The sequence below is a fragment of the Amycolatopsis sp. WAC 04197 genome, from assembly GCF_003947475.1.
GTDB lineage: Bacteria > Actinomycetota > Actinomycetes > Mycobacteriales > Pseudonocardiaceae > Amycolatopsis > Amycolatopsis japonica.
The window spans coordinates 878253-902524 of the sequence record NZ_QHJK01000002.1; the positions used below are offsets into that span (position 1 = coordinate 878253).

Sequence of the window (24272 nt, forward strand, 5' to 3'; positions counted from 1 at the left end):
CCAGGCCGCCGGACCGGGGGAACGCGGTTACGGTGCCGGTGATGTCCACTGTCACCGCCCCTTCCCGTACCGGTCGCCGGGCCGATCTGATCGCCGTGGGGCTGGCGATGCTCGTGGTCGCCGCCGCGATCGGCGTCGGCCTCTACTACAACCGTCCCGGTTCCGGCGTGGTGATCTACGCGTTCGCGCCGCCGCTGTTCGGTTTGTGGCTGCCGCACGTGGGGCCGGGTTCGGTCGCCGCCGTGGTGCTCGCGCTCCTCGTCGTCACCAAAGGTCCCTCGCTCGCCGCGCGGCTGCGATGGCGTCCGCTGCTGGCGCTCGGTTACGTGACCGCGCTGGCGTGGACGTTCTCGCTGGCGATGATCGACGGCTGGGCGCGCGGTTTCACCGGCAGGCTCACCACGGAACACGAGTACCTGCACGAGGTCCCCGGCATCACCGACATCCCGGCGATGCTGACCGAATTCTCCTCGCGCATCCTCGACTTCCAGCCGGACTCGTGGACGACGCACGTTTCCGGGCATCCGCCGGGCGCGACGCTGGTCTTCGTCTGGCTCGACCGGCTCGGCCTGCAGGGCGGCGCGTGGGCTTCGACGGTCGTCGTGCTCGTCGGGTGCCTGGCCGTGGTCGCGGTGCCGGTGACGCTCGCCGCGCTGGGGCGGGAGGACGCCGCGAGGACGGTCCTGCCGTTCGCGGTGCTGACCCCGGGCGCGATCTGGATCGGGGTGTCCGCGGACGGGCTCTTCGCGGGGGTCACGGCGACCGGGATCGCGCTGCTGGCGCTCGCCACACGACGGCGGATCCTCGCGCTTCCCGGCGGTCTGCTGCTCGGGTTCGGGCTCTTCCTTTCGTACGGCCTCGTGCTGCTGGGCGTGCTCGTGCTGGCCGTCGTCGTGCTGACCCGCGAGTGGCGGATCCTGCTCCTCGCCACGGTGGGTGTGGCCGTGGTCGTCTTGGCGTTCGCGCTGGCGGGTTTCTGGTGGCTCGACGGCTATCACCTGGTCGTCGAGCGCTATTACCAGGGGATCGCGACGCTGCGCCCGTACTCCTACTGGGTGTGGGCGGATATCGCGGCGGTGCTGATCGCGATCGGTCCCGCCGTGATCGCCGGGACACGACGGGCGGGCGCGGATTTCCTCGCCGAGCCGAAACGGTCGTTCCGCGAGCCGGTCACGCTGATCGTGCTGGCCGCGGCGCTGACGATCGCTTTCGCCGACCTGTCCGGCCTGTCGAAGGCGGAGGTCGAACGCATCTGGCTACCGTTCGAGGTGTGGCTGCTGCCCGCGGTGGCGCTGCTGCCGTCGAAGGGGCGGCGGTGGTGGCTCGCCGCGTCGGCGGCCACGGCGCTGGTGGTGAACCATCTGGTGCTGACGAGCTGGTGAGGTGGATGGCATGACAGAACAGGGCCGCGTGCTCGTCGTCGACGACGACGAGACCGTGCGGGACGTCGTCCGGCGGTATCTGGAGGTCGCGGGCTTCGAGGTCGACGTCGCCGGGGACGGCACCGAGGGGCTGCGGCTGTTCTCCACGACCGGGCCGGACCTGGTGGTCCTCGACGTCATGATGCCCGGGCTCAACGGGCTCGAGGTGTGCCGCCGCCTGCGGCAGGTGAGCCAGGTGCCGGTCGTGATGCTGACCGCGCTCGGCGAGGAGGAGAACCGCATCGCCGGACTCCAGCTCGGCGCGGACGACTACGTCACGAAACCGTTCAGCCCCAAGGAACTCGCGTTGCGGGTGGCGTCGGTGCTGCGGCGGGCGCGGATGCCACGCCCCGAACCGGCGGCGCGCGTGATCACCGACGGCGACCTCGCGTTGCAGATGTCGGCCCGGCAGGCGGCCCTCGGCGGCGTGGAACTTCCCCTGACGAGCCGGGAATTCGATCTGCTCGCGTTCTTCCTCACCCATCCCGGGGTGGCGTTCTCCCGCGCCGATCTGCTGGAGAAGGTCTGGGGCTGGGACTTCGGCGACCAGTCCACCGTGACCGTCCACGTCAGACGGCTGCGGGAAAAGATCGAGAAGAATCCGGCGAAACCCGTCCGCGTCGCCACCGTGTGGGGCCGCGGCTACCGATACGACCCGGTGCGGCGATGATCGGCTCCGGGGAGTCGCTCGGCGAGATGCTGGCGCACGCCTGGCACATCCTGCCGTTCGCGCTGATGTTCGCGTTGCCGGTGGTGCTGCTCGGCGGGCTGGCCCTGTACCTGCTACGGCACGGTTCGCTGGCCAGCACGATGACGATCCTCGTGCTGATCCCGGTGCTCGCGACGCTGATCGCGGTGCTCGGGATCAGCGGGTTCATGTTCACCCCGGCGCTGACCACGATGACCCTGGTCTGTCTGCTGGTCGCGCTCGTGACCGTGCCGGCGGCGCTCGTGCTCGGCCGCGCGATCGCGCGCCGCAGTGTGTGGGAACGGGAGGCGCGGGAACGGGAGCGCGCGGCCGAGGCGTCGCGGCGCGAACTGGTCGCGTGGATCAGCCACGACCTGCGGAGCCCGCTGGCCGGCATCCAGGCGATGGCCGAGGCCGTCGCGGACGGTGTCGTCGCCGACCCGATCGAGGTCACCGGTTACGCGCGGCGGATCAGTGGGGAGACCACGCGGTTGTCCGGCATGGTCGGTGATCTGTTCGAGCTTTCGCGGATCACCGCGGGCGCGCTGCAGCTGACCATGGCCGCGGTGCCGCTGCGCGACGTCGTGAGCGACGCCGTCGCCGCGCAGGCGCCGCTCGCCGACCAGAAACGCGTGCGCATGATCGAGTACGCCAACGTGTGGCCGGTCGTTTCCGGCAGCGACCCGGAACTGGCGCGGATCGTGCGCAACCTGGTGTCCAACGCCGTGCGGCACACCCCGCCGGACGGGACGGTCGCCGTCCAGATCGGCATCGAAGGCGGCGAGGCGCTGCTCGCGGTTTCCGACGGCTGCGGCGGGATCCCCGACGACGAAATCGGGCGCGTCTTCGACGTCGCCTTCCGAGGGACGCGGGCGCGGACGCCCGAACGCGGTGGGCTGGCGAGCGGCGGCGGACTCGGCCTCGCGATCGCGAAAGGCATGGTGGAAGCGCATCGCGGCCGGATCGGCGTCCAGAACCACGGACCCGGCTGCCGGTTCGAGGTCCGGCTTCCGCTCGCCATGCCCTGACGTGTCAGCGGCGTGTCACCGCGGTGTCAGCGCGGACGGCGATCGTTGCCGCCATGACCACTTCAGCGAAGCGATTCTTCCGACGGACGGCGATCACCGCGGTGGCGGCCGCACTGCTGGCCGGGGTCGCGCCCGGCGTGGCCGCCGCGGACAGCGGACGGGACCGGCCGGACCTGCGGGCGATGGCCGAGGAGATCGCCACCTCCGGTTTCGCCGGCGCGCAGCTGCGGGTGCACGATCCGGGAGGTGACTGGACCGGCAGCGCCGGGGTGCGTGAGCTGGGCTCGGCCGCCAAACCGCCGACCAACGGACGGTTCCGGATCGGCAGCAACACCAAGACCTTCGTGGCCACCGCCGTGCTGCAGCTGGTCGGGGAGGGCAAGGTCGGCCTCGACGCGCCGGTGGCCGGGTACCTGCCCGAGTTCGGCCTCGACCGGCGGATCACCGTGCGGATGTTGTTGCAGCACACCAGCGGCCTGTTCGACTACACCGGCGCGATGCTGCCCGACGGCACGATCGTGCCCGGAATCCCCTTGACGGGCAAGGAGTTCCTGGACAACCGGTATCACGCCTACCGGCCGGAGGAGTTGGTGCGCTTCGGCCTGTCCAAGCCGCCGCTGTTCGCGCCGGGAACGGACTGGACGTACACGAACATCAACTACGTCCTGGCCGGACTGGTGATCGAGAAGGTCACCGGCCGCCCTTACGGCGACGAGCTCCAGCGGCGGATCTTCCGGCCGCTCGGACTCCGGGACACCGTGGTGCCCGGCACCTGGCCGGGTATCCTCGGGCCGCACGCCCACGGCTACTACCGCTACGAGGAGAAGCCCGGGCAGTGGAAGACGGTCGACATCACCAACCAGAACCCGTCGTGGGCGTCCAGCGCCGGTGAGCTGATCTCGACCACGAAGGATCTCCACACGTTCTTCTCCGCGCTGCTGGGCGGAAAGCTGCTGCCCGCCCCACTGCTCGCCGAGATGCGCAAGCCGCACCCGAAGGGCGGCTACGGACTCGGGCTGTACGTCCAGGAAGCGAGCTGTGGCACCGTCCTCAAGGGAATGGGCGGTTTCCACGGCTTCGGAACGGTGATGGCTAGCACGGCCGACGGCAGCCGGACCTTCGAGTTGTCCATGACCTACGGCGACTCGGCGGCCGATCTGGGGCAGGCCTACAACAAGGCGGACCAGCTGCTCACCGACAAGGTGCTCTGCGGCAAGTAGCTCAGAGCCGTAGGAACCCCATATCCGGGAAGTGGGCCGGCGCGATGATCGCGCCGGTCTCTTCCGCTTCGGCGAGAAAGCGTTGCCGGGTACGGAGAGCGAGATCCGGGTCGATGTCGCTGAGGAAGCCGACTCGCGAGTCCGTCAGCTGCGCGGGAGTGTGCAGGACGTCGCCGAGCAGCAGCAGACGCTCGTCGTCCGCGGTGATGTCGAGGACGTAGTGGCCGGGCGTGTGCCCGGGGGCGTGCCGCGCCACGATCCCGGGCGCGATCTCGACGTCGTCGCCGCTGATCGCCTCGGTTAGCCCCGCGCCGCGGGCGGTCTCCATCCCGACACGGCTCCATTCGCCCGTTCCGGCGGGCGCGATCAGCGCGTCCCAGTCGAGCTGGCCGAAGACGACCTGGGCACCGGGGAAGGTCAGGTCGCCTTCGGGGGCGATCCAGCCGATGTGGTCGTTGTGCAGGTGGGTGAGGAAGACGGTGTCGATCTCGTCCACCGGGCATCCGGCCTTGTCGAGCGCGGCCGCGAGGTCGCCGCCCGTGCCCATCGGCGGGGTGGGGTCGCCTTTGGCGGGCGTCATCCCCGGCGGGAACGCGAATTCGCGCGGGCCGAGGCCGGTGTCGACGAGGATCGTGCGGCCGTCGCCGCGGATCAGGTACGCGCCGGTCGGGACGTGCACGGTGCCGTCCTCGTCGAAGACGTCGGGGTGGGCTTCGGGGTCGAGACCGGGGAAGAACGCGAGCGGCAGCCGGATCAGGCCGTCCCCGAGCGCTTCGATCTCGATGTCTCCGACGGTGATGCCCACCAAAACCCCCAAAAAAGTCGATTCCGTTGCCGGGAACGACAACCGGCCGGGGGCCCGGTCTGTTCCCGGTTTCAGGAACCGACCGGTTCCCGCAGCTCAGCGGTGGCGAAACCGGCGATGCCTTCGGCGAAACCCGTTCGCGCGGTGAAGCCGAGCAGCTTTTCGGCGCGAGCGGGATCCGCGACGGCATGCCGCACGTCGGCCGGCCGGGCGCCGCCCGCGATCTTCGGGGCAGGTCCGTCGCAGGCCTTCGCGAGCTCCTCGGCGAGTTCGCCCACGGAGTGGGGCTGCCCGGAACAGATGTTCAGCGGTGTCAGGTCGCCTTCTGGGCCGTCGGTGCCCAGCGCCAGGACGTTCGCCCTCGCCACGTCGTGGACGTGCACGAAGTCGCGCTGCTGTTTGCCGTCCTCCAGCACGATCGGCGCCTCGCCGCGCAAAAGCGAGGATCGGAACAGCGACGCGACGCCCGCATACGGGGTGTTCTGCGGCATCCGTGGCCCGTAGACGTTGTGGTAGCGCAGAGCCCAGACCGTTCCGCCGGTCTGCCGGGCCCAAGCCGCCGCCAGATGTTCCTGGGCGAGCTTGGTGGCCGCGTAGGTGCTCCGCGGCCGCAACGGCGCGTCTTCGGGAACCAGCCGCCAGCCGAGCTCGGCGCCGCAAGCCGCGCAGGTAGGCTCGAAGCGTCCGGCATCCACATCGGACTGTTTCCGCGCCGACGGCGCGACGATCCCGTGGACGGGGCACTCGTAGCGACCTTCGCCGTAGACGACCATCGACGAGGCGAGCACCAGTTTCCGGACCTTCGCCCGGTGCATCGCCGCGAGCAGCACAGCCGTCCCGTAGTCGTTGTTCAGCGCGTACGACGGCGCGTCGGACGGATCGATCCCGTGTCCCACGACGGCCGCCTGATGGCAGACCGCGTCGACGCCGTCCAGCAGTTCCGCGACCAGTTCCGTGTCGGTGACGTCGCCACGCAGGAACCGGTGTCGGCCGGTGTAGCCGGGCGGGTGCGGCGAACCGTGCGCGGTGCCGAGGAGGTTGTCGAGGACGACCACCTCGTGGCCTTGATCGGACAGCAGATCGGCGATGTGGGAGCCGATGAACCCGGCCCCGCCGGTAATCAGTGTTCGCACCGCTCCGACGCTAGGGGCGATTTCCGGCGGCGGCGCCGGATCACCGGCTCACGTCAGGGAATCGTCACAACTACGCGGCACCGCCGAAGCGAAGATCAGCCGAAACCGGATACGGTGTGCCTATGGAACGGAGCGCACAACGGCTGGGCCGCGCACTGGTGGTCATCGTGGACGATCGCGTCGCCCACGGCGAACACGAGGACAACACGGGACCGTTGGTCACGGAGCTGCTCGAAGAGGCCGGATTCATCGTCGACGGCGTCGTCGTGGTCGAGGCCGAGACGGCCGCGATCCGCAACGCGCTCAACACCGCGGTGATCGGCGGCGCCGATCTGGTGATCACCGTCGGCGGCACCGGGGTCTCCCCGCGCGACCGCACGCCCGACGCGACGGCCGGTGTGCTCGACCGCCCGATCCCGGGCATCGGCGAGGCACTGCGCGCGTCCGGCCTCGCCGCCGGCGCGGTGGACGCGGGCATCTCCCGCGGGCTCGTCGGCGTCTCCGGCAGCACGCTGGTGGTCAACCTCGCGGGTTCACGCGCGGCCGTCCGCGACGGCATGGCGACACTCTCGTCGCTGGTGCCGTACGTGATCGACGAGCTGTCCGGGCTCGAAGAGGCTTAATTCTTGGGCGCGGGTCCGGGCTCTGTCCCGGGCTCGCCCTTTTTGTCCTGGTGCAACACTCCTTCCACCTTCTCGGTGACGTGGCCGATCTTGTCCTCGAACCGGCCACCGGTGACCTTGTTCGCCCCGGCGGACGCCGCCGAGACACCCTTGGCCGCGACGTCGCCCGCCTTCTCGGCCAGCGGCCCGGCCTTCTCGCGGACTTCGCCCGCGACCTCTTCCGCTTTGTGGATGGCCTGGGCGGCCAGCCCCTTCGCTTTGTCGACAATGCTCATGCGCTGATGGTCCCACCGGTCGGCGGACCTCGCGACCGGTGCGAAAATGGACGTCATGCCAGGTGAAGACGAGGACAAGCGCTCCGCCGCGGCGGCGAAACGACGGGTCGACGAGATCTTCGGCGACGTCCTGCCGGACACGACCTCCGACGAGCGAGAGCCGGGGCGGCGCACCCCGGACTCCGACTCGTGGTTCCTGGAGAACCGGCCGCCTCATCACGACCGGTGAACCGGGTCAGCCCTGGCGGTTCTGCTGCGCGCGGAGCAGGTCGCGGATCTCGGTGAGCAGTTCGACGTCGGTCGGCTCCGCCGGGCCGGCTTCCTCGCCGCGCTTGCGCCGCTCCTGGACGTGCTTGACCGGCAGCACGATCACGAAGTAGACGACGGCCGCGACCAGCACGAAGTTGATCGCCGCGTTGATCACGCCGCCGAAGTCGAGGAACGTGGCGTCGTTCTCGGCCAGGATGTTGAACCCCAGCCCCTTGGCGGCGTCCGACCCGCCGATGGTGTTGATCAACGGTTTGATCAGGCCGTTCGTGAAGGCCGTGACGATCGCCGTGAACGCGGCGCCGATGACCACCGCGACCGCGAGGTCGACGACGTTCCCACGCATCAGGAAGTCCTTGAAACCCTTGAGCAAGACGCTCTCCTCTTCACCTGGGACGGTTCGCCGACCGTCCCTTTTCCATACCGGGGGGACGCAGGCGCCCGCCGCCATGGGCAGGCGCGAGCTAGCGGAGGGTAACCGTTATGGACCGTTCCAGCGAGATGGCGGCGACTCGTGTCGCGATCGCGGAAGGCAGGGAAAGCAGCACCAAAGGTCCCTTGCTCCCGGCGCCGGGAGCCGTCGGGTCACGGGCAGCCTGAGCCCCCACGGCCGCTACGACAGCCCTGCTGGCCAGCACAGACGCTTCGTGCCCGGCTTCGGCGGCCGCGACGACGTCGACCCGCTGGCCCGGCCTGAGCAGCTCCGTGACACCGGCGTCGGCGAGTCTCACCGGGACAGTTGAACTCTCGGGATCACCCGATCCGGGGATGGCCGCGTCCAGCAGGCGGACGTCGGTCAGCGGTTCACCCGCCCGCGCCGCGCCGACGAGCAGCCGTCCCTCCACGGACGCGGGCAGGCCGGTGGCGCCCTGTGGACGGACGTCGTCCGGGAGATCGACGAGCTTGAGGTCGGCGGCGCGCAGCACCGACCCGGCCGGGAGGTCGCGGGCGGAGACCACGGTCGCGGTGCCGGGCGCGCCGCGGGCGGACGCGGGCAGGAGGAGCGCGACCAGGCCGCTGAGCAGCAGGGACACGGCAAGCCAGCGGCGCAACAGCCGCGCGGGCCTGCCGCGAAGTCTTCGCAGGACGGGCAGAGCGTGGAGCACGGGATTCCCCCTCGTCGATCGGTGATGATCTCGACGCTAGGGGCGGCACGCGGCCCTGGAAAGAACGAAAACCCCCGGCTGTGGATAACCGGGGGCCTGTGGACAACTCGGGACGTCAGGAAGCGGCGGCGGCGGTTTTCGTGGTACCCGTGGAGGAGGATGCCGCGCTCTTGGTCTCGGACTTGGACTCGGTCTTCGACTCCGACTTCGTCTCGGTCTTGGCCGGGGCCGCGGTCGTGTTGGCCTTCGAGTCGCGCGAATCGTTGCGGTAGAAACCGCTGCCCTTGAAGACCACGCCGACCGAGCTGAAGACCTTGCGAAGCGGGCCCGAGCACTGCGGGCACACGGTCAAGCTCGCGTCGGAGAACGACTGCACGGCCTCGAAAGCGTGGTCGCATTCCTTGCAGGCGTATTGGTAGGTGGGCACTGCTGCTCCTTCGTGCATTGGCACTCAGCCGACAAGAGTGCTAACGCCTAACGGTACCGGGGCATTCCGCCGCAGGTCAAACAAGGTTTCCCAAGGTCACATGACGCGCTGGTCACGGGCGTCGCGCCTAAGCTCGTGAGGTCGTGCCACGCCGGAGTGCGGGAAAGGCGGTCACCATGTCGCAAGAGGATCCGTTCGGCGGCAGGAACCCGACCAGTCACGAGCGGATGACCGGCCTGCCCTGGGACGCCTCGTACCTCGAAGGCCCCGCCCCCTGGGACTTCGGCGGACCCCAGCCCGCGGTCGTGCGGGCGGCGGGGAGCTTCATCGGCACGGTGCTCGACGCGGGTTGCGGCTCGGGCGAGAACGCGCTTCATGTCGCGTCGCGAGGGTTTCCGGTGCTGGGCGTCGATGTCGCCGAGACGGCCCTCGCCATCGCACGGCGAAGGGCGAGCGAGCTCGGGCTCGACGCCGAATTCATGACGGCGGACGCGCTTCACCTGGAGCGGCTCGGGCGGCGGTTCGACACGGTGCTCGATTGCGGGCTCTTCCACGCTTTCGACGCGGACGAGCGCGTCGCGTACGTCAAAAGCCTCGAAGCGGTCACCAAGGGGACGCTCTACATCCTGTGCTTCAGCGACGGCGAGAACGCCGGGCCCCACCCGGTAAAACGTGAAGCGCTGACAAAGCCCTTCGGGGCAGGATGGCGTGTGAAGGCCATCGTGGAGGAACGCGTCCGGACGAGGTTCCACGACGAAGAGGGCGCTCCCGCGTGGTTCGCGACGATCGAAAGAGAGCCGTCGGATGAGTGAGCTGCGAGATCTCCTGGCCGACGTCGCCGCCCGCGTCACCCGATACCGCGAAAGCGTCGCCGACGCCCCGGTCTTCCCGGACGACACGACGGGCGTCCGGGGGAAACTCGGCGAACTGCCCGAGAAGCCCATCCCGCCCGCTGACGTGATCCGGCGGCTGGCCGACGCCGTCGAGCCGGCGCTGGTGGCGAACACCGGGCCGAGGTATTTCGGTTTCGTCACCGGCGGCGCGCTCGACGCCGCGACCGCGGCCGACATGCTGGCGACCGGATGGGACCAGCCCGCGTTCAACCAGGTCACCTCGCCCGCCGCCGCGATCGTCGAAGAAGTGGCGGGCGAATGGCTCAAGGAGGTCCTCGGTCTCCCGGCCGGGGCCTCGTTCGGTTTCGTGACCGGCGGCCAGGGTGCGAACACGGTCGGCCTGGCCGCCGCCCGGCATCACCTGCTGGCGCGGGCGGGATGGGACGTCGAGCGCCGGGGACTGCACGGGGCACCACCTCTGCGGGTCGTCGCCGGAGAAGAGCGGCACGCGTCGATCGACCGGTCGCTCCGCTTGCTCGGCCTGGGCACCGACGCCGTGCGGCCGGTGCGCGCGAACGGCCAGGGTGCCATCGACGTCGCCGATCTCGAAAGGACACTCGACGGGCCCGCAATCGTTTGCCTCCAGGCCGGGAACGTGAACACCGGCGCTTTCGACGATTTCGCCGCCGCGACGGAGATCGCCCGCCGGCACGACGCGTGGGTCCACGTCGACGGCGCGTTCGGGCTCTGGGCGGCCGCCGCTCCCACGCTCAGGCGATGGACCGCGGGACTGGAAGGGGCCGACTCCTGGGCGGTCGACGGGCACAAGTGGCTCAACGTCCCGTACGACAGCGGCTACGCGTTCTGCGCCCATCCCGAGTCGCACCGGGCCGCCATGGCGGTCACCGCCGCATACCTGACCGGCCAGGGCGCCGGTGGGGTGCGGGCGCCGGGCGACTTCGTGCCGGAATCCTCCCGCCGGGCGCGAGGATTCGCGACGTGGGCCGCGCTCAGCGAACTCGGCCGCGAGGGCATCGCCGAGATGGTCGAACGATGCTGCGCGCTGGCCAGGAGGTTCGCCGGGAAACTCGAGGCGTGCGAGGGCGTCACCGTCGTGAACGACGTGGTGCTGAACCAAGTGCTCGTCGCTTTCGACGGCGAAACGGACCGCGTCGTCGAAGCCCTCCAGCGGTCCGGCGAGTGCTGGATGGGCGCGACCACCTGGCACGGACGGCGCCTGATGCGCATCTCCGTGTCGAACTGGAGCACGACCGAAGCGGACGTCGATCGCAGTGTCGAGGCGATCAAGGCGGCTCGGAAGAGCGATCAGGAATCGAGAAGCGTCGAGAACCGGTCTCACCTAGCGTGACCGTCATGGACATCGCCATTCACGGAAGCTTCCTTCCCCAGACCGACCCCGAAGCCGCACTGGCCTTCTACCGCGACCTCCTCGGTTTCGAGGTGCGCAACGACGTCGGCTACGACGGCATGCGCTGGCTCACCGTCGGCCCGCCGGGACAGCCCGTGTCGATCGTGCTGCACCCGCCCGCCGTCGACCCGGGCATCACCGACGACGAACGCCGGGTGATCAGCGAGATGATGGCCAAGGGCACCTACGCCGGGATCCTGTTCTCCTCCGACGACCTCGACGCTCTTTTCAAGCACCTGCAGGAGGCGGGCGCCGAGATCATCCAGGAGCCGACCGACCAGCCGTACGGCCTGCGTGACGGCGCCGTCCGCGACCCGTCCGGGAACCTGATCCGTATCCAGCAGCGCGTCTGACGTCATCGGGTGCGGGCGCGGACGTGGATCCGCTCGCCCTGTTCGCCGAAGAGGCTGAGCACCTCGACCCGCCCGCGGCCGGTGGCGCCGAACCAATGCGGCGTCCGGCAGTCGAACTCGGCGGCCTCGCCGGGACCGAGTACGACGTCCTGGTCGCCGAGCACGAGCCGCAGCCTGCCTCGCAGCACGTAAAGCCATTCGCGACCGGTGTGGCTTCGGGTGCGGGGCTCGTCGTCGCTCGCCGGGATCGTCATCTTGTAGGCGCGAGGCCCGTCCTCGTGTCGCGTGAGCGGGATGAGCGCCCGGCCGTCCGAAGGCGCTTCGAGCACCCTCGGTGAGGCGACGATCTCGTCGACGCGCAGGCCCAGCGCGGCGATCACCGGCAGCAGCAGTTCGAGGCTCGGCTTGCGCTGTCCGGATTCGAGGCGGGACAGGGTGCTGGTGGAGATGCCGGTGGCGCGGCTGAGCTCCACCAGCGTCGTGCCCTTCTTGTCCCTGGCGCGGCGCAGCCGGGGCGCGATCAGTTCGATCGCCGCGGTGACGGCGGGTTGGCTCTCCATGCCGCCAGCAGAGCAGCTCGTCCCGATTCCGGCAAAGTTCTTTGCCGAAACAGCCAGAACCTCTCGATGCTGGCGCCATGATCGAGACGAAACGCCTTCCCGCCGGTGTCTACCTCCTCGCCTTCAGCCTGTTCGCGATGGGGAGCGCCGAGTTCCTGATGGCCGGGGTCCTGCCCGCGGTCGCCGCCGATCTCGGCGTCTCCCTGTCCGCCGCGGGCGCGCTCATCACCGCGTTCGCGCTCGGTGTCGTCCTGGGCGGTCCGCCGTTCGCCGTGCTCAGCCTGAAATGGCCGCGTCGTACGGCGTTGATGACCACGCAAGCCGCCTTCGCTGCGGCCATCGCCGTCGGCCTGCTCGCCGACGACTACTGGATCCTCCTGGTCACCAGGTTCGTCGCCGGTCTCGCCTACGCCGGGTTCTTCGCGATCGCCACCGTGACCGCGATCAGCCTGGTGACCCCCGACCGCAACGCCCGCGCCTCCGGCGTCGTCGTCGCCGGGCTCAGCGTCGCCATGGTGGCCGGGGGACCGGTGGGCACCCTGCTGAGCAACCTCACCGACTGGACCGGCGGCTTCTGGGGCGTCGTGACGCTGACCGTCGTCGGTGTGGTCGCGTGCGCCGTCGGCCTGCCCGCCACCGCGCCTTCGACGGAACCCAGCCTGTCGGGGGAGCTGCGCGCCATGCGGACGCCGCGCCTCTGGGGCGTTTACGCCATCACCATCCTGAGCACCGCCGCGTACATGGTGTCCTTCAACTACCTGGCGGCGATGCTCGCGGACGTCGTGCCCGCGGTCTGGATCCCCGCGGTCCTCGCACTGTTCGGGATCGGTGCCTTCGCCGGGCTGTCGATCGGCGGCCGCATTTCCGACCGTCGGCCGCACCACGCGCTGTTCGGCGGCGGTGTCGGCATCGCGGTCTTCTCGGCGATACTCGCCCTTTTCACCACCTCCGTCTGGGTCGTCGTGCCGACGGTGTTCTTGCTGGGTATCGCGGCCTTCGTGCTCAATCCGGCGCTCTACGGGCGGGTGTTCACAATCGCCGCGTCCGCCCCGACTCTGGCAGGCGCGACCACGGTCTCGGCCTTCCAGCTGGGCATCAGCCTCACCCCGGCCTTCGCTGCCGGGGCGCTGAATCTGGGCGCTTCGCTGGCCGCCATCCCGTGGATCGGCGCGGGGCTGGCGTTGGTCACGGTGCTGCTTGTGCTCGTTTGCTAGCATGCGAGCATGGTCGAGAAACGGCAATTCAACGTCTATCTGCCGCCCGACCTCATCAAGCGGGTGAAGCACGCCTCCGTCGACGCGGACGAGTCGCTCTCGTCGTTCGTCGAACGGGTGCTGGAGGAGTACCTGCTGCGGACCAGTGAGGAACGCGAGCGATGAAGATCATGCCGATCCGCTACAGCGCGGACGTCGAGGCCATGACGCGGTTCTACGAGGTGCTCGGCCTCCGGACCGGGCCGGTGTCGCGCCCCGGCGGCTGGGTCGAGATGCCCGCCGAGGCCGGGATGCTGGCCATCCACCGGTCGTCCGGCGACGACGTCGGGCGTTGTGAGCTGGCCTTCGAAGTCGACGAACCACTGGAGGACGTCGCGGAACGCTTGCGGGCAGCCGGATTCGCGCCGGGCCCGCCGATGGACGAGGGCTACGGTCACTCGCTGCGCGTCCAGGATCCGGACGGGGTCTGGGTGCAGCTGAACCGGTACGACCGAGACCTCTACACATGACCGGAATCCGGCTGGCGGTCGGCATCGTCGCGCTCGAATTCGCGGCCGCCGTCACCGGTTTCGTCGCCTCCACCCTGCTGCCCGTCGTCGCCGGCGATCTCGACGCGAGGAGCGACCTCGGACTCCTGATCGCCGGCTCGACGCTGGGGTTGTTCGTCGCGCTCCCGTTGGCGAGCCGGGTTCTCAGCAGGCTGGGTCCCCGCGGCACGCTCGCGGTCGGGATGATCGCCTACCTCGGCGGGCTCACCCTGGCCGCGTCGGCGCGGACGGCGTGGATGTTCGCCCTCGGCCAGTTCTCGGCCGGGCTCGCCAGTGGTCTGCTGGCGATTTTCGGTGTCAGCTCGGCGATCCGGCATCTCGACGACCGGCTGCGGATCCGCGTGATCGCGGCGTCGTCGGCGATGTGGATCGTGCCCGCCCTGGTCGGCCCGGCCGCGACCCTCGGCCTGGAACATCTCGTCGGCTGGCGGTGGACCTTGCTGCTTCCGGTGCCGTTCGTCCTTTTCGGACGGTTGCTGGTCGTGCGTGCCGCCCGCGGCGACGCACCCGATGCCGCTTCACGGCCCTTGCTGCGGACGCTTTCGGTGCCACTGGGAGCGGCGATCGTCGTGTTCAGCGCGGGTTTCTGGCCGCTCGCGCTCGCCGGGGCGGCGATCACCGCCGCCGGGATGATCGCGATCCTGCCGCCGGGCACCGCACGGCTCCGGCCGGGAACCCCCGCCGCGCTCGGCGCGATGGTGCTGTTCGCGATCGGCTATTTCGGCGCGGACAGCCTGATCACCGTGCTCCTGACGAGCGGTTTCCACCTGAGCCTCGGGCAAGCGGCGATCGTCCTGAGCGCCGCCCCGCTCGGCTGGGCGTTGACCAGCCTCGTCGCGGCCAAGTTCTCCTCCGCGCGCTTTCCCGTCGTGGGCCTGAGCCTGACCGCCTTCGGCACCGCGGCCGTGGCCTTCGGTGGTTCGTTCGCCATAGCCCTCGTCGCCTGGACGGTCGCCGGAATCGGCGTCGGACTCGCTTACCCGGGCCTGTACATCAGGGCCACGACGGCGGACGCGAGCGGTTTCACCGCCGCCGAGCTCGCGACCGCCGTCATCACCGCCGAATGCGTCGGGCAATTGCTGGGCAGGGCCGTCGGCGGTGCCCTGAGTTCTTCAGGCACCGGATTGTTCGTCTCGTACGGGCTCTTCGCGGCCGCCCTGGCGGCGGCCGCGTTCGCCGCGAGTCGTCAGTCGATGAGGACGTTCTTGTAGAACAGGTTCGCGTAGCGGTTGATGTTGTCCATGCTGCTACGCGATCCGAAACCCATGTACAGCCGGGTTTCCCCGGCGAGGCTCCGGTAAATCCCGAGCCCCTCCGGTTCGCGGAACACCAGCGACTGCCCCGCCTTGGTCAGCGCGCGGCTCTTCACGGTGCCCGTGTTCATGTCGATGCAGGTGACGTAGGAGTTGATGTCGGCGGGATCCTCGTGCCCCGTACCGTCCAATGTGTACAGATACTGGCCGTAGATGGTGTAACCCTGGAAGGTCACCGGCACGGTCGACAGCGCGGGCTGCGCGAAGTGCGCCAGCGGTGAGCTGAAGTTGCCCGCGGCCGCGGAGGCGAGCGGATAGACGCTGTAGAACATCTTGCCGCCTTCCTTGCGGCGTACCGCGATCCGCTTGTTGATCGGATCGGTGGCGCAGGTGATCGTGTCGCTGCCGGTGAGGAACTTCTTCACCGACGGCGTGCCGCCGTTGACGAACTTGAACCGCGCCAGCGCCGTCCCGCGACCGGCGCTCGTCGGGCCGTCCGAGTCGCATTCCATCCAGATGTAGGAGTCGGTGCCCACCGGTTCGACGCCGATCGACACCCCGTGCCCGGCGTTGTTCAGATGCATCGAGCCCTGGATCTCGCCGGAGAAGTTGACCTGGGTGACGCACAGGTCGTCGCCGGTCCCGCCGTTGCGGGCGTTCACGATGAAGATGCGCACGTTCTGGTTGTCGAAGGCGAAGCCCTGCATCACATGGTGCGATTCGTGCAGGATCTTGCTGCGGAACTCGTCGTAGGACGGCTTGGTGAGGTCGAACCGCTTGGACGCCGGCACCGCGGCCGAAGCCGGCCCGGCGAACACCGCGCCGGTGCCGAGCAGCGCCGCGGTCGCGGCGAGACCACCGCCGGCCCGCAGCAGCGAACGCCGGGAGAACGGGGACCGGACGGGGTCCGGGGGCAGCTGCTCGGACATGGGCGCTCGCCTTCGTCGGGTTTCGCGGTCCGATCGAAGGTTGTTCACGCTCGTACAAGATTCGTACAACCCGGCGGTACGACGGCAAAAGGGCCTTTCCCGATTTCCTGGGAAAGGCCCTTTTGCGTGCTGTGGAGCTGAGGGGAATCGAACCCCTGACCTTCTCGATGCGAACGAGACGCGCTACCAACTGCGCTACAGCCCCTGGTGAAGCTTGCCCCTGCGTTTGAGGCTCCATGAGCTTAGCAGTGGCTCTGGAGGCTCAAACGCAGGGGGGTCACTCTCCGGAGGCCCGGCGGAAAGGCCTGGTCCCGGGCTCGTCGAGCTCGTGGAAGGCCGGGTCCTCGTCGTCCAGGTCGACGACGACGGCTTGGCGCCGGAGGCGGGACATCGGGGACGGTTTGCGTTCCACGACGGCGGGACGTTCGGTGGCGACGACCTCGATGTCCTCACGGGACTCGTGGTCTTCGTCGTCGACCGCCGGGCGGCGCGGGGCGCGGGTGCTGTTGAAGCGGGCGAGGCGGCGCTGCCGGATGTCGTTCTCGATGCGGACCTGGCGGCGCAAGTACGCCAGGTAGCCGATGAGGACGGCGTCGACGACACCGTTGGCCCACCAGACCGTCGGGGTCAGGAAGCCGGCGACGGCCGCGGTGGTGACCACCAGCACCAGGAGGGCGATGACGACCCGCTGCCGGAACGCGTACTTGGCGCGGGCGGCGATGTCCGCCGCCTCCGGGTCGAAGCCGCCGCGGCCGGGACGGTAGCCCGTGCCTTGGCGTTCTCGTTCCGGGCGGGCCGTGTGCGAGGGCTGGGGAAGCGGTTCGGCTTCCGGCTCCTCGTCCTCGAGGTCGGCGTCGAGCTCCGCCTCGAGTTCGGCCAGGTCGTCTTCTACCGATGGTTCCGTGTTTTCCGCCATCGCGAACTCCTCCGGTCCCTCGTGGCGTGTGCTCCCGCTCCGCACGACTCGCGCCGCCAAGGCCGAGTCCGTCGTCCGTGCGACCTGCTGGCGCTTGCGGGCGACCATGGGCACGAGAACGACGAGCCATGCCGCTGCGAGCGCGACGATGATCACCGAACTGGGCATCTCCCGTCACCTCCCCCGATCCACTGCTGTAGTCACGCTAGCCACAACAGTCACACACGCCGCGCAGACTCGCCGGTTTCGATCACGGAAAATGCATCACCAAATTAGGTGAATCTCACAGCTTGTGGTAACGCGGTCACCGGAACGACCCGGTAATGGGGTCAAACGCGCTCCGCGAGGCCCTTCGAGACGAGCCGTGAGACCAGTCCGTCACCGGTCTCCTCCTTGGTGACGGCGTAGCAGAAATGGTCCCGCCAGCCACCCGCGACATCGAGATAACGCTCGAAAAGTCCCTCTTGCCGGTAGCCCGCTTTGCCGAGAACCCGCAGGCTGGGAGTGTTTTCGGGGCGGACAGTCGCCTCGAGGCGGTGCAGTCCGCCGAAGTCGAAGACGTGGTCGGTGACGAGGGCGACGGCGCCGGTCGCGACCCCGCCGCGGACGATGTCCGATGACACCCAGTAGCCGATCCAGGCCGATCGGAGCGACGCCCGGATGACGTTACCCACAGTGATCTGCCCGGCGAAGCGTCCGTCCACCGTGATGGTGAACGGGAGACATTGACCGCGCCTGGCCAAGCCGCGCAATGCCAGCCACTGGGACGGCCATGACCAATACGCGTTGCGATCCGGCCAGGGCCCGACGCCGGTGGGTTCCCACATTTCCAGGTGCTCGCGATCGCGCAGCCGGACGCGGCTCCACTCGCCGGCGTCGCGGAGCCGGACCGGCCGGACGGCGAGGATCCCGGCGGGCACCCGGAGCGGGCCCAGCTTCGCGGGCCAGCCCGGATGCCTGCTCTCGATCGGATACGCGACGCCGGAAATCGGTGCGCCCATTACGCCCGCTGGGCCAGGAAGGTCACCTTGACCTGCTCGCCCGCGGCGACCTCGGTGAGGTCTTCGTCGATGTTGATCAGGCAGTTCGCCTCGGCCAGCGACGCGAGCAGATGCGCGCCGGAGGTGCCGAGCGGCTGCACCAGGTACTCGCCGTTGCCCTCGTCGCGCAGCAGTTGCCCGCGCAGGAACCCTTTCCGGCCCTTGGTCGAGGTGATCGGGGAGAGCAGCCGCGCGCCGACGATCCGGCGGTGCGGGTTGCGGGTGCCGCGCGCGGCGCGGATCAGCGGGCGGACCAGCACCTCGAACACGACCAGCGCGCTCATCGGGTTGCCGGGGATCAGGAACGTCGGGACCGAGTCGGGACCGAGCCTGCCGAAACCCTGCACGGAACCGGGGTGCATGGCGACGCGGGTCATGTCGATGTGGCCGAGATCGGACAGCGCCGCGTGCACTTCGTCGCCCGCGCTCCCGCCGGCGCCGCCCGCGACGACGACGATCTCCGACATCAGCAGGCGGCCTTCGACGACCTCTCGCAGGCGTTTCGGATCGCCGGGGACGATGCCGACGCGGCTCACCTCGGCGCCCGCGTCCCGCGCGGCCGCGGACAGCGCGTAGGAGTTGACGTCGTAGACCTGTCCGACCGAGGGGGTGCGGTCGATGTCGACCAGTTCGTCGCCGACGGAAACGATCGAAACCCGGGGTCGCGGGTAGACCAGGACCTTCGCGCGGCCGACCGCGGCGAGCAGGCCGACCTGGGCCGAGCCGATGGTGTCGCCCTTGCGCACGGCGACGTCGCCGATCTGCACGTCTTCGCCGGTCCGGCGCACGTAACCGGCCGACGGCACCGACCGGTGCACGGTGACCTTGGCCTGGTGGCCGTCGGTGTAGGCGGTCGGGACGACGGCGTCGGCGAGCGTCGGCAACGGCGCGCCGGTGTCGACCCGCACGGCCTGCCCCGGCTGCAACCGCCGCGGCTGGCGGGAACCGGCGGCGATCTCGCCGACCACCGGCAACTGAACCGGCTCCTGACCCGCGGAGCGGACGTCGACGCTTCGCACCGCGTAGCCGTCGACGGCGGCCTGGTCGAATCCGGGCAGCGCGTGTTCGGCGACGACCTCTTCGGCGCACAGGAGGCCCTGGGCCTCGGAGATGGCGACCCGGACCGGGCGCGGGCGTACCGCCGCGTCCAGGGTCAGGGAGATCTGATCCTCGACGGAACGGAACTGTCCCGCGTCTTCGGTCTCGGCCGCTTCGGCGATGGGTTCCGTCATGACTGGGGGATCTCGATCCGTTCGTTCGACCAGGCACGCGTTGAAGGCCCGTCGGTGAACTGAAGTTCACCACCGTTACCAGGAGTGATGCGGTCCGAAGCCGCGGAAATCGCCCGATCGGGCAAGCTCCTCGTGGTCCGTGCCGCCGGGGTGGTCGCTGCGCCTGTCATAGGCGTGAAGCCTAACCTGACCACGTGGTCGAGCCCGGCAATGAACACCTGAGCAAAACGGAGTGGCGTTCGCGGATAACCGCCGAACGGCGTTCGCAGGTGTCGGAAGAGCATGCGCGGGAGGCCGTGGCGCTAGCCGCGGCCGCCGCTCGGCTGCCCGGTGAAGTCGTGTGCGCCTATGTTCCGTTCGGTACCGAACCAGGTTCGACGTCACTGCTTGATCAACTTCTGGACCAGGGCAAACGGGTGCTGCTGCCGATCGTCCCCGACGCGCCGGGCCCGCTGGACTGGGCCGTCTACGAGGACCCGTCGAGCCTCGGGCCGGGACGGCTGCGGGGGTTGCTCGAGCCGACCGGGCGCCGCCTCGGTCCCGACACGCTGGGGACGGCCGATCTGGTGCTGATCCCCGCGCTCGCTGTCGACGACGCGGGCGTCCGGCTCGGCCGCGGCGCGGGGTACTACGACCGGTCGCTCTCCTTCGCCGCGCCCGGCGCGGCGCTGATCGCCGTCGTCCGGGACGCCGAACTCGTGCGCGAGTTGCCCGCGGAACCGCATGACGTCCGCATGACCGGGGTACTGACCCCGGAGCACGGCTTGGCGCCGCGCCCGGTAATAGACTGACGCCCCGACGCAGTGGTTCAGAAAGGGCACAATGAGCTCTGACGCGCACCTGTCCGATCATTTCGCCGAAACGCTGTCGAAAATGCGTTCCGCGGGCGCCCACCCCATGGAGCTGGCGGCCCTGCGACGGCGTCTCGAGCAGCTGACCGCACCCGGCGCCGGTGAATTGCCGGGAAACGAACTCGAACCTCTCGATGACATCAGCAGGCTCGTGGATCTGCCCGAGCCGGACCCCGAAGAAGCGCGCCGGGTGCTGGACCGCACCGCCGTCCTGAAGCTCAACGGCGGGCTCGGCACGAGCATGGGGCTCACCGGCCCGAAATCGCTGCTGGAGATCAAACCGGGGAAGACGTTCCTCGACGTCATCGCCATGCAGGTGCTTTCGACCCGGGAGAAGTACAACGCGCGGCTCCCGCTGATCCTGATGAATTCGGCGGGCACCCGTGAACCTTCGCTGGAGTTGTTGAAGAAGTATCCCGATCTCGGCGACGACGTCATCCCGGCCGACTTCCTGCAGGGGCGCGAACCGAAGATCACCGCCGACGGGCGGCCCGTCGCCTGGCCCGCGAACCCGGAGCTCGAATGGTGCCCGCCGGGGCACGGCGACATCTACGTCGCGCTCGCGGTGAGCGGAATGCTCGAAACCCTGCTGGCCGAGGGAATCCGCTGGTGCTTCGTGTCCAACTCCGACAACCTCGGCGCGCTTCCGGACGCCCGGATCGCGGCGTGGCTGGCGAAGGAGGACATCCCGTTCGCGATGGAGACGGTGCTCGGCACCGCGGCCGACCGCAAGGGCGGGCACCTTGCACGCCGCGCGGGCCGGATCGTCCTGCGTGAATCCGCGCAGGTCCCCGACGGGGACGACTCGTTCGGCGACGTCGCCAAGTGGCGTTACTTCAACACCAACAACATCTGGTTCGATCTCGAACGGCTGAAGGCGCTGCAGGACGCGGACCCCGCCGCGCCGTTGTTGCCGCTGATCGTGAACCGGAAGACCGTCGATCCCGCCGACGCCGCCAGCACGCCGGTGATCCAGCTCGAAACGGCGATGGGCGCGGCGATCGGTTCGGTCGAGGGCGCGCGGGCCATCGAGATCCCGCGGAGCCGGTTCGCGCCGGTCAAGACCACCGACGATCTGCTGGTCGTCCGGTCCGACGCGTACGTGCTCGACGACGGCGGGGAGATGGTCCCGGAGTTCACCACCACCCCGCCGGTCGTGTCGCTGAGCAAGGAGTTCTACAAGCTCCTTCCGGACTTCGACGCGCGTATCCCCGTCGCGCCTTCGCTCAAGGAGTGCACGAGCCTCGCGGTGGACGGCGACGTCACCTTCGGAAAGGACGTCGTCGTCCGGGGCGATGTGAAGATCACCGGGCCGAAAACCATCGCGGACGGCGAAGTCCTCTAGCCGCGCTGGGCGATGAACACGTACTCGCGTCCTGGACGATCGGGGGCGTCCCGGACGTCCAGGACGCGAAATCCGTGCTCCGCCAGCAGGGACTCCAGGTCTTCGCGTTCGCGGAACCACAACGTCGAGTCCGAGGTGACGACCTCGCCGTCGGGGAACCGGTAGCTGTACCGGAACGACACGAACGGGAGGTTCACCTCGGTGACCTCGCGCCACTGCTCCACCTCGCCGACGCCGGGAACATCGATGGTTTCGTGTGCCGTGTCGGCCGCCCAGTCCTCCCACGCCCGGCGTCCGGGGCGCCGGATCTCGAAGACCAGATGACCGCCCGGCACCAGCGCGGCATGGACGCCTTCGAGGGTCCGGTTCCATTCGTCGTCGGTCAGGAAGACCTGGGCCACGTTCCCGGTCATCACCGCGAGATCGGCTCCCACGTCGCCCGCCGCTCGCGCGTCACCATGGATCCAGGTGATCTTCCCTTCCGGGTCTTTGGCCTTCGCGACGTCCAGTGACGCCTTCGCGGGATCGACACCGACGACCTCGATTCCGCGCGCGGCCAAGAGAACGGCCAGGAAACCGGTGCCGCAGCCGACGTCGAGCACTCTCTTCGCCCCGAGTTCGCCGATGATGCCGAGATAGTGGTCCAGGTCGTCGCGAGCGCCGTCGAAGGCGTCGTAGATCGGTGCGAGCCGGGCGTGGGCGAAGAGCGCGTCAGGCATTCGGCGACGATAGTTCCGGGACGCGTGCGGGAGCCACGGATTTACGGTCGCGCCGCCACGCACGTTCTCCCGGTGACGCCAGCTGCGGCAACGCCCGGCTGACGCCGAGCTCCTGTACATGCCGAAGAAACCTAGCCGGTGCCGGCTTCGTCCACCGGGTGCTCGAGCCAGGCGTTCGGCTCCGTGTAGACGCCGACGTCCAGCGCCGAGGAGGCGAGCACCGGCGCGATCCCGCCCGGCACGGCCGTGAGGCCGTCCTGGAGTTCGACGCCGGTCCACGCCTTCCACTGGGCGAAGGTGCCGGTGACCGTCATCGCGAACGGCGCCACTTTCCGGAACCGGGCGCCGAGCCGTTCATGCGTGCGCAGCCACGGATCCTCCGGCAGCCCGTCCGCGCGACGGCGGGCGATGTAGTCCTCAAAGGACAGTCCTGGTTCGTTCTCCTTTCCGGCCGGGCGGACCGGCACGACGAGTTTGCCCATTCCTTTTTCCGAAGCGCGCTTTTTCAACGCTTCCAACGCTTTTGTGGCCAGGCCGCCGCCACGGCGGCCTGGCGCGACCATCACTTCGAGTGCGATCAACGTATTCGTCTCACGGGAGCTCAGCAGGTCTTCCGCAGCCCAGATCAGGGCGGCGTCCCAGCCGTGGTCCGGCAGTTCCGGGCGTTCGGCGGTCGGGAAGCCGACCGGGACGGCGGCGGTTCTCGCCACGGGAACGCCGTCTTCCAGCAGCACGAGGAAGTATTCTGGCCAGCGGGCGGCCAGGTGGGACGACTTCGCCAGCAGTCCGGCAAGACCGTGCTGGAGGAATTCGCCGCCGACGCCGCCGAGGCCGAGCGCGGGCTCGCGCAGTTCGGGCCTGGTGGCCAGGTCTTCGATCACGATCATGTCCTCAGTAGACCCGAGGACACGCGATTCTCACGAGGTAGTTTTCCGGTATGACGAGAGGAAGTGGAGCGTACGCCTGTCCTTGCTGCGGCTATCTCACGCTGGGCGAGCGCGGCGCGTTCGAGATCTGCTCGGTCTGCTTCTGGGAAGACGACGGGCAGGACGACCACGACACTGACGTCGTCCGAGGTGGGCCTAACGGTGCCCTGTCACTTACGGTCGCTCGGCGGAACTTCGATCTTCACGGTGCCTGCGAAGAGGCGCATGTGCACAATGTGCGGCCTCCGGAACCGGACGAGATCCCTGTTGACGGGAGCGCTCGGCCGCTGCCCGAAGACGCGAAGGTCAGGCGGGTGAAACGGATGCGGTACTGATCAGCGTACGGGCAGCGCGCGGCGCCGTCCGGTGATTCCGGTGGTGTTGAGGTTGGCGCGCTCGCCGGCGGAGTGACCGTCGAGATAGCCGCTGCCGGACAGCCGCCTCGGCGGAGCCGAGCGCAGGTCGCCGTACTGCTCGTCGTACGCCTGTTTGACCATCGCCGTCCGATCCTGGATCACCAGTTCGGCCGAGCGGTGACCGGCGGTGGCCGTATGGGTCCTGGCCGCGGTGTCCTCGCTGTTGCGGAGCCGTTCGTAGACCGCGCCGGAGAATCCGTGCAGCCAAGTCCGCCGGTACGCGGCCAGCGATTCGCCCGCGAACACCCGGTTCTCCGGGCGCACCCTGGTCAGCTGGGTGGTCGCCTGCAGCAGCAGGCTCGTGTACAGCAGTTCCGTCCGCTCCAGATCGGAACGGAAACCGAACACCGTCACCGCGGTGACCGATTGGCCCAGCCGGTGCAGCAGGGCCCGGCAGCGCAGCGGATGCGCGATGTTCGTGAGCAGGCCCGCCTTGTCCCGGCTGTACGGGTTGTCGATCGGGATCTTGATCTGGGTGATCTCGTCGGCGGTCGCCCCGGAGGCGGCCAGCAAGGCCTGATCGATGCCGTACCGGGCGATCAGTTCGGCGGCCTTGGTGTTGTACGACTCGGCTTCGGCCTCGGTGACCGCCGGGTCCTCCGCCTTCGCGAGGAGTTTCCGGACGCGCGCGAGCAGCGTGTCATGGTCGGGCATGGTCCTCCTTCCTGATTGGGTTGGAGCGGATCAATCTAGGAGAGAGGTCCGACAATATTCG

At 69.4% G+C, this 24272-nt stretch carries 30 protein-coding genes and 1 tRNA gene; 16 read left to right on the forward strand and 15 right to left on the reverse strand.

Going from position 1 to position 24272, the window contains the following annotated elements:
- The first annotated feature begins 41 nt into the window (after positions 1 to 41).
- Genes DMC64_RS11440 through DMC64_RS11455 form a run of 4 tightly spaced genes read left to right on the forward strand, consistent with a single transcriptional unit; the run spans position 42 to position 4357 of the window.
- Positions 42 to 1382: a hypothetical protein gene (locus tag DMC64_RS11440; RefSeq protein ID WP_125733454.1), complete on the forward strand. Its 1341-nt coding sequence runs from the start codon at positions 42 to 44 to the stop codon at positions 1380 to 1382.
- Between the two features lie 10 nt (positions 1383 to 1392).
- Positions 1393 to 2091, forward strand: coding sequence for a response regulator transcription factor (locus DMC64_RS11445; protein ID WP_125733455.1), 699 nt, complete (start codon positions 1393 to 1395; stop codon positions 2089 to 2091).
- The gene (locus DMC64_RS11450; protein WP_125733456.1) at positions 2088 to 3137 is read left to right on the forward strand and encodes a sensor histidine kinase KdpD; all 1050 of its coding nucleotides are present in this window, start codon (positions 2088 to 2090) and stop codon (positions 3135 to 3137) included. The genes DMC64_RS11445 and DMC64_RS11450 overlap by 4 nt, the downstream gene beginning before the upstream one ends.
- A 53-nt stretch (positions 3138 to 3190) precedes the next feature.
- Complete coding sequence (locus DMC64_RS11455) at positions 3191 to 4357, forward strand: serine hydrolase (RefSeq protein WP_125733457.1); 1167 nt, start codon at positions 3191 to 3193, stop codon at positions 4355 to 4357.
- A gap of 1 nt (position 4358) precedes the next feature.
- On the opposite strand, the gene DMC64_RS11460 is transcribed toward DMC64_RS11455, so the two are convergent.
- Both DMC64_RS11460 and DMC64_RS11465 read right to left on the reverse strand, forming a co-directional pair.
- Complete coding sequence (locus tag DMC64_RS11460; RefSeq protein ID WP_125733458.1) at positions 4359 to 5162, reverse strand: MBL fold metallo-hydrolase; 804 nt, start codon at positions 5160 to 5162, stop codon at positions 4359 to 4361.
- A 71-nt stretch (positions 5163 to 5233) separates the two neighbouring features.
- The gene (locus DMC64_RS11465; protein WP_125733459.1) at positions 5234 to 6295 is read right to left on the reverse strand and encodes an NAD-dependent epimerase/dehydratase family protein; all 1062 of its coding nucleotides are present in this window, start codon (positions 6293 to 6295) and stop codon (positions 5234 to 5236) included.
- A gap of 122 nt (positions 6296 to 6417) precedes the next feature.
- Between DMC64_RS11465 and DMC64_RS11470 the strand changes: the two genes are divergently transcribed.
- Positions 6418 to 6918, forward strand: coding sequence for a molybdenum cofactor biosynthesis protein B (locus DMC64_RS11470; protein ID WP_005155592.1), 501 nt, complete (start codon positions 6418 to 6420; stop codon positions 6916 to 6918).
- Here DMC64_RS11470 and DMC64_RS11475 read toward each other — a convergent pair.
- The gene (locus tag DMC64_RS11475) at positions 6915 to 7193 is read right to left on the reverse strand and encodes a hypothetical protein (protein ID WP_073846255.1); all 279 of its coding nucleotides are present in this window, start codon (positions 7191 to 7193) and stop codon (positions 6915 to 6917) included. The genes DMC64_RS11470 and DMC64_RS11475 overlap by 4 nt on opposite strands.
- A 55-nt stretch (positions 7194 to 7248) precedes the next feature.
- Here DMC64_RS11475 and DMC64_RS11480 point away from each other — a divergent pair, with 55 nt between their 5' ends.
- Complete coding sequence (locus DMC64_RS11480) at positions 7249 to 7422, forward strand: hypothetical protein (protein ID WP_174491993.1); 174 nt, start codon at positions 7249 to 7251, stop codon at positions 7420 to 7422.
- Positions 7423 to 7428: 6 nt separating this feature from the next.
- Here the strand turns inward: DMC64_RS11480 and mscL are convergent, their stop codons facing one another.
- From mscL to DMC64_RS11495, 3 genes are all read right to left on the reverse strand, one after another.
- Positions 7429 to 7833 (reverse strand): large-conductance mechanosensitive channel protein MscL, encoded by a 405-nt coding sequence (mscL, locus tag DMC64_RS11485; RefSeq protein ID WP_005155596.1) that lies wholly within the window; start codon positions 7831 to 7833, stop codon positions 7429 to 7431.
- A 91-nt stretch (positions 7834 to 7924) separates the two neighbouring features.
- The gene (locus DMC64_RS11490; protein WP_125733460.1) at positions 7925 to 8566 is read right to left on the reverse strand and encodes an SAF domain-containing protein; all 642 of its coding nucleotides are present in this window, start codon (positions 8564 to 8566) and stop codon (positions 7925 to 7927) included.
- 115 nt (positions 8567 to 8681) lie between these two features.
- Positions 8682 to 8993: an FmdB family zinc ribbon protein gene (locus tag DMC64_RS11495; protein WP_037340509.1), complete on the reverse strand. Its 312-nt coding sequence runs from the start codon at positions 8991 to 8993 to the stop codon at positions 8682 to 8684.
- Positions 8994 to 9220: 227 nt separating this feature from the next.
- Between DMC64_RS11495 and DMC64_RS11500 the strand changes: the two genes are divergently transcribed.
- From DMC64_RS11500 to DMC64_RS11510, 3 genes are read left to right on the forward strand one after another with little or no spacing between them, the layout of a single operon-like run.
- On the forward strand, positions 9221 to 9805 hold the full coding sequence (locus DMC64_RS11500; RefSeq protein ID WP_125733461.1) for a class I SAM-dependent methyltransferase: 585 nt from the start codon (positions 9221 to 9223) through the stop codon (positions 9803 to 9805).
- Entirely contained in the window at positions 9798 to 11195 is a 1398-nt protein-coding gene (locus DMC64_RS11505; RefSeq protein WP_125733462.1) for an aminotransferase class V-fold PLP-dependent enzyme, read from the forward strand. The genes DMC64_RS11500 and DMC64_RS11505 overlap by 8 nt, the downstream gene beginning before the upstream one ends.
- Before the next feature lie 5 nt (positions 11196 to 11200).
- Entirely contained in the window at positions 11201 to 11608 is a 408-nt protein-coding gene (locus tag DMC64_RS11510) for a VOC family protein (RefSeq protein ID WP_125733463.1), read from the forward strand.
- Between the two features lie 2 nt (positions 11609 to 11610).
- Here the strand turns inward: DMC64_RS11510 and DMC64_RS11515 are convergent, their stop codons facing one another.
- On the reverse strand, positions 11611 to 12168 hold the full coding sequence (locus DMC64_RS11515; RefSeq protein ID WP_125733464.1) for a helix-turn-helix domain-containing protein: 558 nt from the start codon (positions 12166 to 12168) through the stop codon (positions 11611 to 11613).
- A gap of 77 nt (positions 12169 to 12245) precedes the next feature.
- Between DMC64_RS11515 and DMC64_RS11520 the strand changes: the two genes are divergently transcribed.
- From DMC64_RS11520 to DMC64_RS11535, 4 genes are read left to right on the forward strand one after another with little or no spacing between them, the layout of a single operon-like run.
- The gene (locus tag DMC64_RS11520; protein ID WP_125733465.1) at positions 12246 to 13382 is read left to right on the forward strand and encodes an MFS transporter; all 1137 of its coding nucleotides are present in this window, start codon (positions 12246 to 12248) and stop codon (positions 13380 to 13382) included.
- Between the two features lie 9 nt (positions 13383 to 13391).
- Positions 13392 to 13547, forward strand: coding sequence for a hypothetical protein (locus DMC64_RS11525; protein WP_037340520.1), 156 nt, complete (start codon positions 13392 to 13394; stop codon positions 13545 to 13547).
- Complete coding sequence (locus DMC64_RS11530) at positions 13544 to 13891, forward strand: VOC family protein (protein ID WP_125733466.1); 348 nt, start codon at positions 13544 to 13546, stop codon at positions 13889 to 13891. The genes DMC64_RS11525 and DMC64_RS11530 overlap by 4 nt, the downstream gene beginning before the upstream one ends.
- On the forward strand, positions 13888 to 15141 hold the full coding sequence (locus DMC64_RS11535; protein ID WP_125733467.1) for an MFS transporter: 1254 nt from the start codon (positions 13888 to 13890) through the stop codon (positions 15139 to 15141). Before DMC64_RS11530 ends, DMC64_RS11535 begins: the two co-directional genes overlap by 4 nt.
- Here the strand turns inward: DMC64_RS11535 and DMC64_RS11540 are convergent.
- The 5 genes from DMC64_RS11540 to glp form a co-directional block, all read right to left on the reverse strand.
- Positions 15117 to 16112, reverse strand: a complete 996-nt coding sequence (locus tag DMC64_RS11540; RefSeq protein ID WP_125733468.1) for a teichoic acid biosynthesis protein C — start codon at positions 16110 to 16112, stop codon at positions 15117 to 15119. The two genes, DMC64_RS11535 and DMC64_RS11540, sit on opposite strands and share 25 nt — an antisense overlap.
- Before the next feature lie 132 nt (positions 16113 to 16244).
- A tRNA-Ala gene (locus DMC64_RS11545) sits at positions 16245 to 16317 on the reverse strand.
- Positions 16318 to 16389: 72 nt separating this feature from the next.
- Positions 16390 to 17196: a gephyrin-like molybdotransferase receptor GlpR gene (glpR, locus tag DMC64_RS11550; protein ID WP_037340545.1), complete on the reverse strand. Its 807-nt coding sequence runs from the start codon at positions 17194 to 17196 to the stop codon at positions 16390 to 16392.
- Between the two features lie 161 nt (positions 17197 to 17357).
- Positions 17358 to 18029: a GNAT family N-acetyltransferase gene (locus tag DMC64_RS11555; RefSeq protein WP_037340548.1), complete on the reverse strand. Its 672-nt coding sequence runs from the start codon at positions 18027 to 18029 to the stop codon at positions 17358 to 17360.
- On the reverse strand, positions 18029 to 19300 hold the full coding sequence (gene glp, locus DMC64_RS11560; protein ID WP_016337356.1) for a gephyrin-like molybdotransferase Glp: 1272 nt from the start codon (positions 19298 to 19300) through the stop codon (positions 18029 to 18031). Before glp ends, DMC64_RS11555 begins: the two co-directional genes overlap by 1 nt.
- A gap of 218 nt (positions 19301 to 19518) precedes the next feature.
- Here glp and DMC64_RS11565 point away from each other — a divergent pair, with 218 nt between their 5' ends.
- Both DMC64_RS11565 and DMC64_RS11570 read left to right on the forward strand, forming a co-directional pair.
- Positions 19519 to 20091, forward strand: a complete 573-nt coding sequence (locus DMC64_RS11565) for a 5-formyltetrahydrofolate cyclo-ligase (protein ID WP_125733701.1) — start codon at positions 19519 to 19521, stop codon at positions 20089 to 20091.
- 31 nt (positions 20092 to 20122) lie between these two features.
- On the forward strand, positions 20123 to 21496 hold the full coding sequence (locus tag DMC64_RS11570) for a UTP--glucose-1-phosphate uridylyltransferase (RefSeq protein ID WP_125733469.1): 1374 nt from the start codon (positions 20123 to 20125) through the stop codon (positions 21494 to 21496).
- On the opposite strand, the gene DMC64_RS11575 is transcribed toward DMC64_RS11570, so the two are convergent.
- Together DMC64_RS11575 and DMC64_RS11580 are read right to left on the reverse strand one after the other, a co-directional pair.
- The gene (locus tag DMC64_RS11575; RefSeq protein ID WP_125733470.1) at positions 21493 to 22215 is read right to left on the reverse strand and encodes a bifunctional 2-polyprenyl-6-hydroxyphenol methylase/3-demethylubiquinol 3-O-methyltransferase UbiG; all 723 of its coding nucleotides are present in this window, start codon (positions 22213 to 22215) and stop codon (positions 21493 to 21495) included. The two genes, DMC64_RS11570 and DMC64_RS11575, sit on opposite strands and share 4 nt — an antisense overlap.
- Positions 22216 to 22346: 131 nt before the next feature.
- Positions 22347 to 23102, reverse strand: a complete 756-nt coding sequence (locus DMC64_RS11580) for a GNAT family N-acetyltransferase (RefSeq protein WP_125733471.1) — start codon at positions 23100 to 23102, stop codon at positions 22347 to 22349.
- A 50-nt stretch (positions 23103 to 23152) separates the two neighbouring features.
- On the opposite strand from DMC64_RS11580, the gene DMC64_RS43655 reads away from it, so the two are divergent.
- On the forward strand, positions 23153 to 23476 hold the full coding sequence (locus DMC64_RS43655; RefSeq protein ID WP_233629622.1) for a CPCC family cysteine-rich protein: 324 nt from the start codon (positions 23153 to 23155) through the stop codon (positions 23474 to 23476).
- Here the strand turns inward: DMC64_RS43655 and DMC64_RS11590 are convergent, their stop codons facing one another.
- The gene (locus DMC64_RS11590) at positions 23477 to 24211 is read right to left on the reverse strand and encodes a DUF2786 domain-containing protein (RefSeq protein ID WP_037340562.1); all 735 of its coding nucleotides are present in this window, start codon (positions 24209 to 24211) and stop codon (positions 23477 to 23479) included. It lies immediately after the preceding gene.
- Between the last annotated feature and the right edge of the window lie 61 nt (positions 24212 to 24272).

Excerpts from the sequence above, each read along its gene's own strand:
- DMC64_RS11555 (WP_037340548.1), bottom strand. The coding sequence starts at position 18,029 with ATGGGCGCACCGATTTCCGGCGTCGCGTATCCGATCGAGAGCAGGCAT.
- DMC64_RS11470 (WP_005155592.1), top strand. The coding sequence starts at position 6,418 with ATGGAACGGAGCGCACAACGGCTGGGCCGCGCACTGGTGGTCATCGTG.
- DMC64_RS11535 (WP_125733467.1), top strand. The coding sequence starts at position 13,888 with ATGACCGGAATCCGGCTGGCGGTCGGCATCGTCGCGCTCGAATTCGCG.
- DMC64_RS11475 (WP_073846255.1), bottom strand. The coding sequence starts at position 7,193 with ATGAGCATTGTCGACAAAGCGAAGGGGCTGGCCGCCCAGGCCATCCAC.
- DMC64_RS11540 (WP_125733468.1), bottom strand. The coding sequence starts at position 16,112 with ATGTCCGAGCAGCTGCCCCCGGACCCCGTCCGGTCCCCGTTCTCCCGG.
- DMC64_RS11515 (WP_125733464.1), bottom strand. The coding sequence starts at position 12,168 with ATGGAGAGCCAACCCGCCGTCACCGCGGCGATCGAACTGATCGCGCCC.
- DMC64_RS11445 (WP_125733455.1), top strand. The coding sequence starts at position 1,393 with ATGACAGAACAGGGCCGCGTGCTCGTCGTCGACGACGACGAGACCGTG.
- DMC64_RS43655 (WP_233629622.1), top strand. The coding sequence starts at position 23,153 with ATGACGAGAGGAAGTGGAGCGTACGCCTGTCCTTGCTGCGGCTATCTC.
- DMC64_RS11455 (WP_125733457.1), top strand. The coding sequence starts at position 3,191 with ATGACCACTTCAGCGAAGCGATTCTTCCGACGGACGGCGATCACCGCG.
- DMC64_RS11530 (WP_125733466.1), top strand. The coding sequence starts at position 13,544 with ATGAAGATCATGCCGATCCGCTACAGCGCGGACGTCGAGGCCATGACG.
- DMC64_RS11520 (WP_125733465.1), top strand. The coding sequence starts at position 12,246 with ATGATCGAGACGAAACGCCTTCCCGCCGGTGTCTACCTCCTCGCCTTC.
- DMC64_RS11575 (WP_125733470.1), bottom strand. The coding sequence starts at position 22,215 with ATGCCTGACGCGCTCTTCGCCCACGCCCGGCTCGCACCGATCTACGAC.
- DMC64_RS11525 (WP_037340520.1), top strand. The coding sequence starts at position 13,392 with ATGGTCGAGAAACGGCAATTCAACGTCTATCTGCCGCCCGACCTCATC.
- DMC64_RS11500 (WP_125733461.1), top strand. The coding sequence starts at position 9,221 with ATGACCGGCCTGCCCTGGGACGCCTCGTACCTCGAAGGCCCCGCCCCC.
- glpR (WP_037340545.1), bottom strand. The coding sequence starts at position 17,196 with ATGCCCAGTTCGGTGATCATCGTCGCGCTCGCAGCGGCATGGCTCGTC.
- DMC64_RS11580 (WP_125733471.1), bottom strand. The coding sequence starts at position 23,102 with ATGATCGTGATCGAAGACCTGGCCACCAGGCCCGAACTGCGCGAGCCC.
- DMC64_RS11505 (WP_125733462.1), top strand. The coding sequence starts at position 9,798 with ATGAGTGAGCTGCGAGATCTCCTGGCCGACGTCGCCGCCCGCGTCACC.
- DMC64_RS11510 (WP_125733463.1), top strand. The coding sequence starts at position 11,201 with ATGGACATCGCCATTCACGGAAGCTTCCTTCCCCAGACCGACCCCGAA.
- DMC64_RS11590 (WP_037340562.1), bottom strand. The coding sequence starts at position 24,211 with ATGCCCGACCATGACACGCTGCTCGCGCGCGTCCGGAAACTCCTCGCG.
- DMC64_RS11440 (WP_125733454.1), top strand. The coding sequence starts at position 42 with ATGTCCACTGTCACCGCCCCTTCCCGTACCGGTCGCCGGGCCGATCTG.
- DMC64_RS11450 (WP_125733456.1), top strand. The coding sequence starts at position 2,088 with ATGATCGGCTCCGGGGAGTCGCTCGGCGAGATGCTGGCGCACGCCTGG.
- DMC64_RS11570 (WP_125733469.1), top strand. The coding sequence starts at position 20,123 with ATGAGCTCTGACGCGCACCTGTCCGATCATTTCGCCGAAACGCTGTCG.
- DMC64_RS11480 (WP_174491993.1), top strand. The coding sequence starts at position 7,249 with ATGCCAGGTGAAGACGAGGACAAGCGCTCCGCCGCGGCGGCGAAACGA.
- glp (WP_016337356.1), bottom strand. The coding sequence starts at position 19,300 with ATGACGGAACCCATCGCCGAAGCGGCCGAGACCGAAGACGCGGGACAG.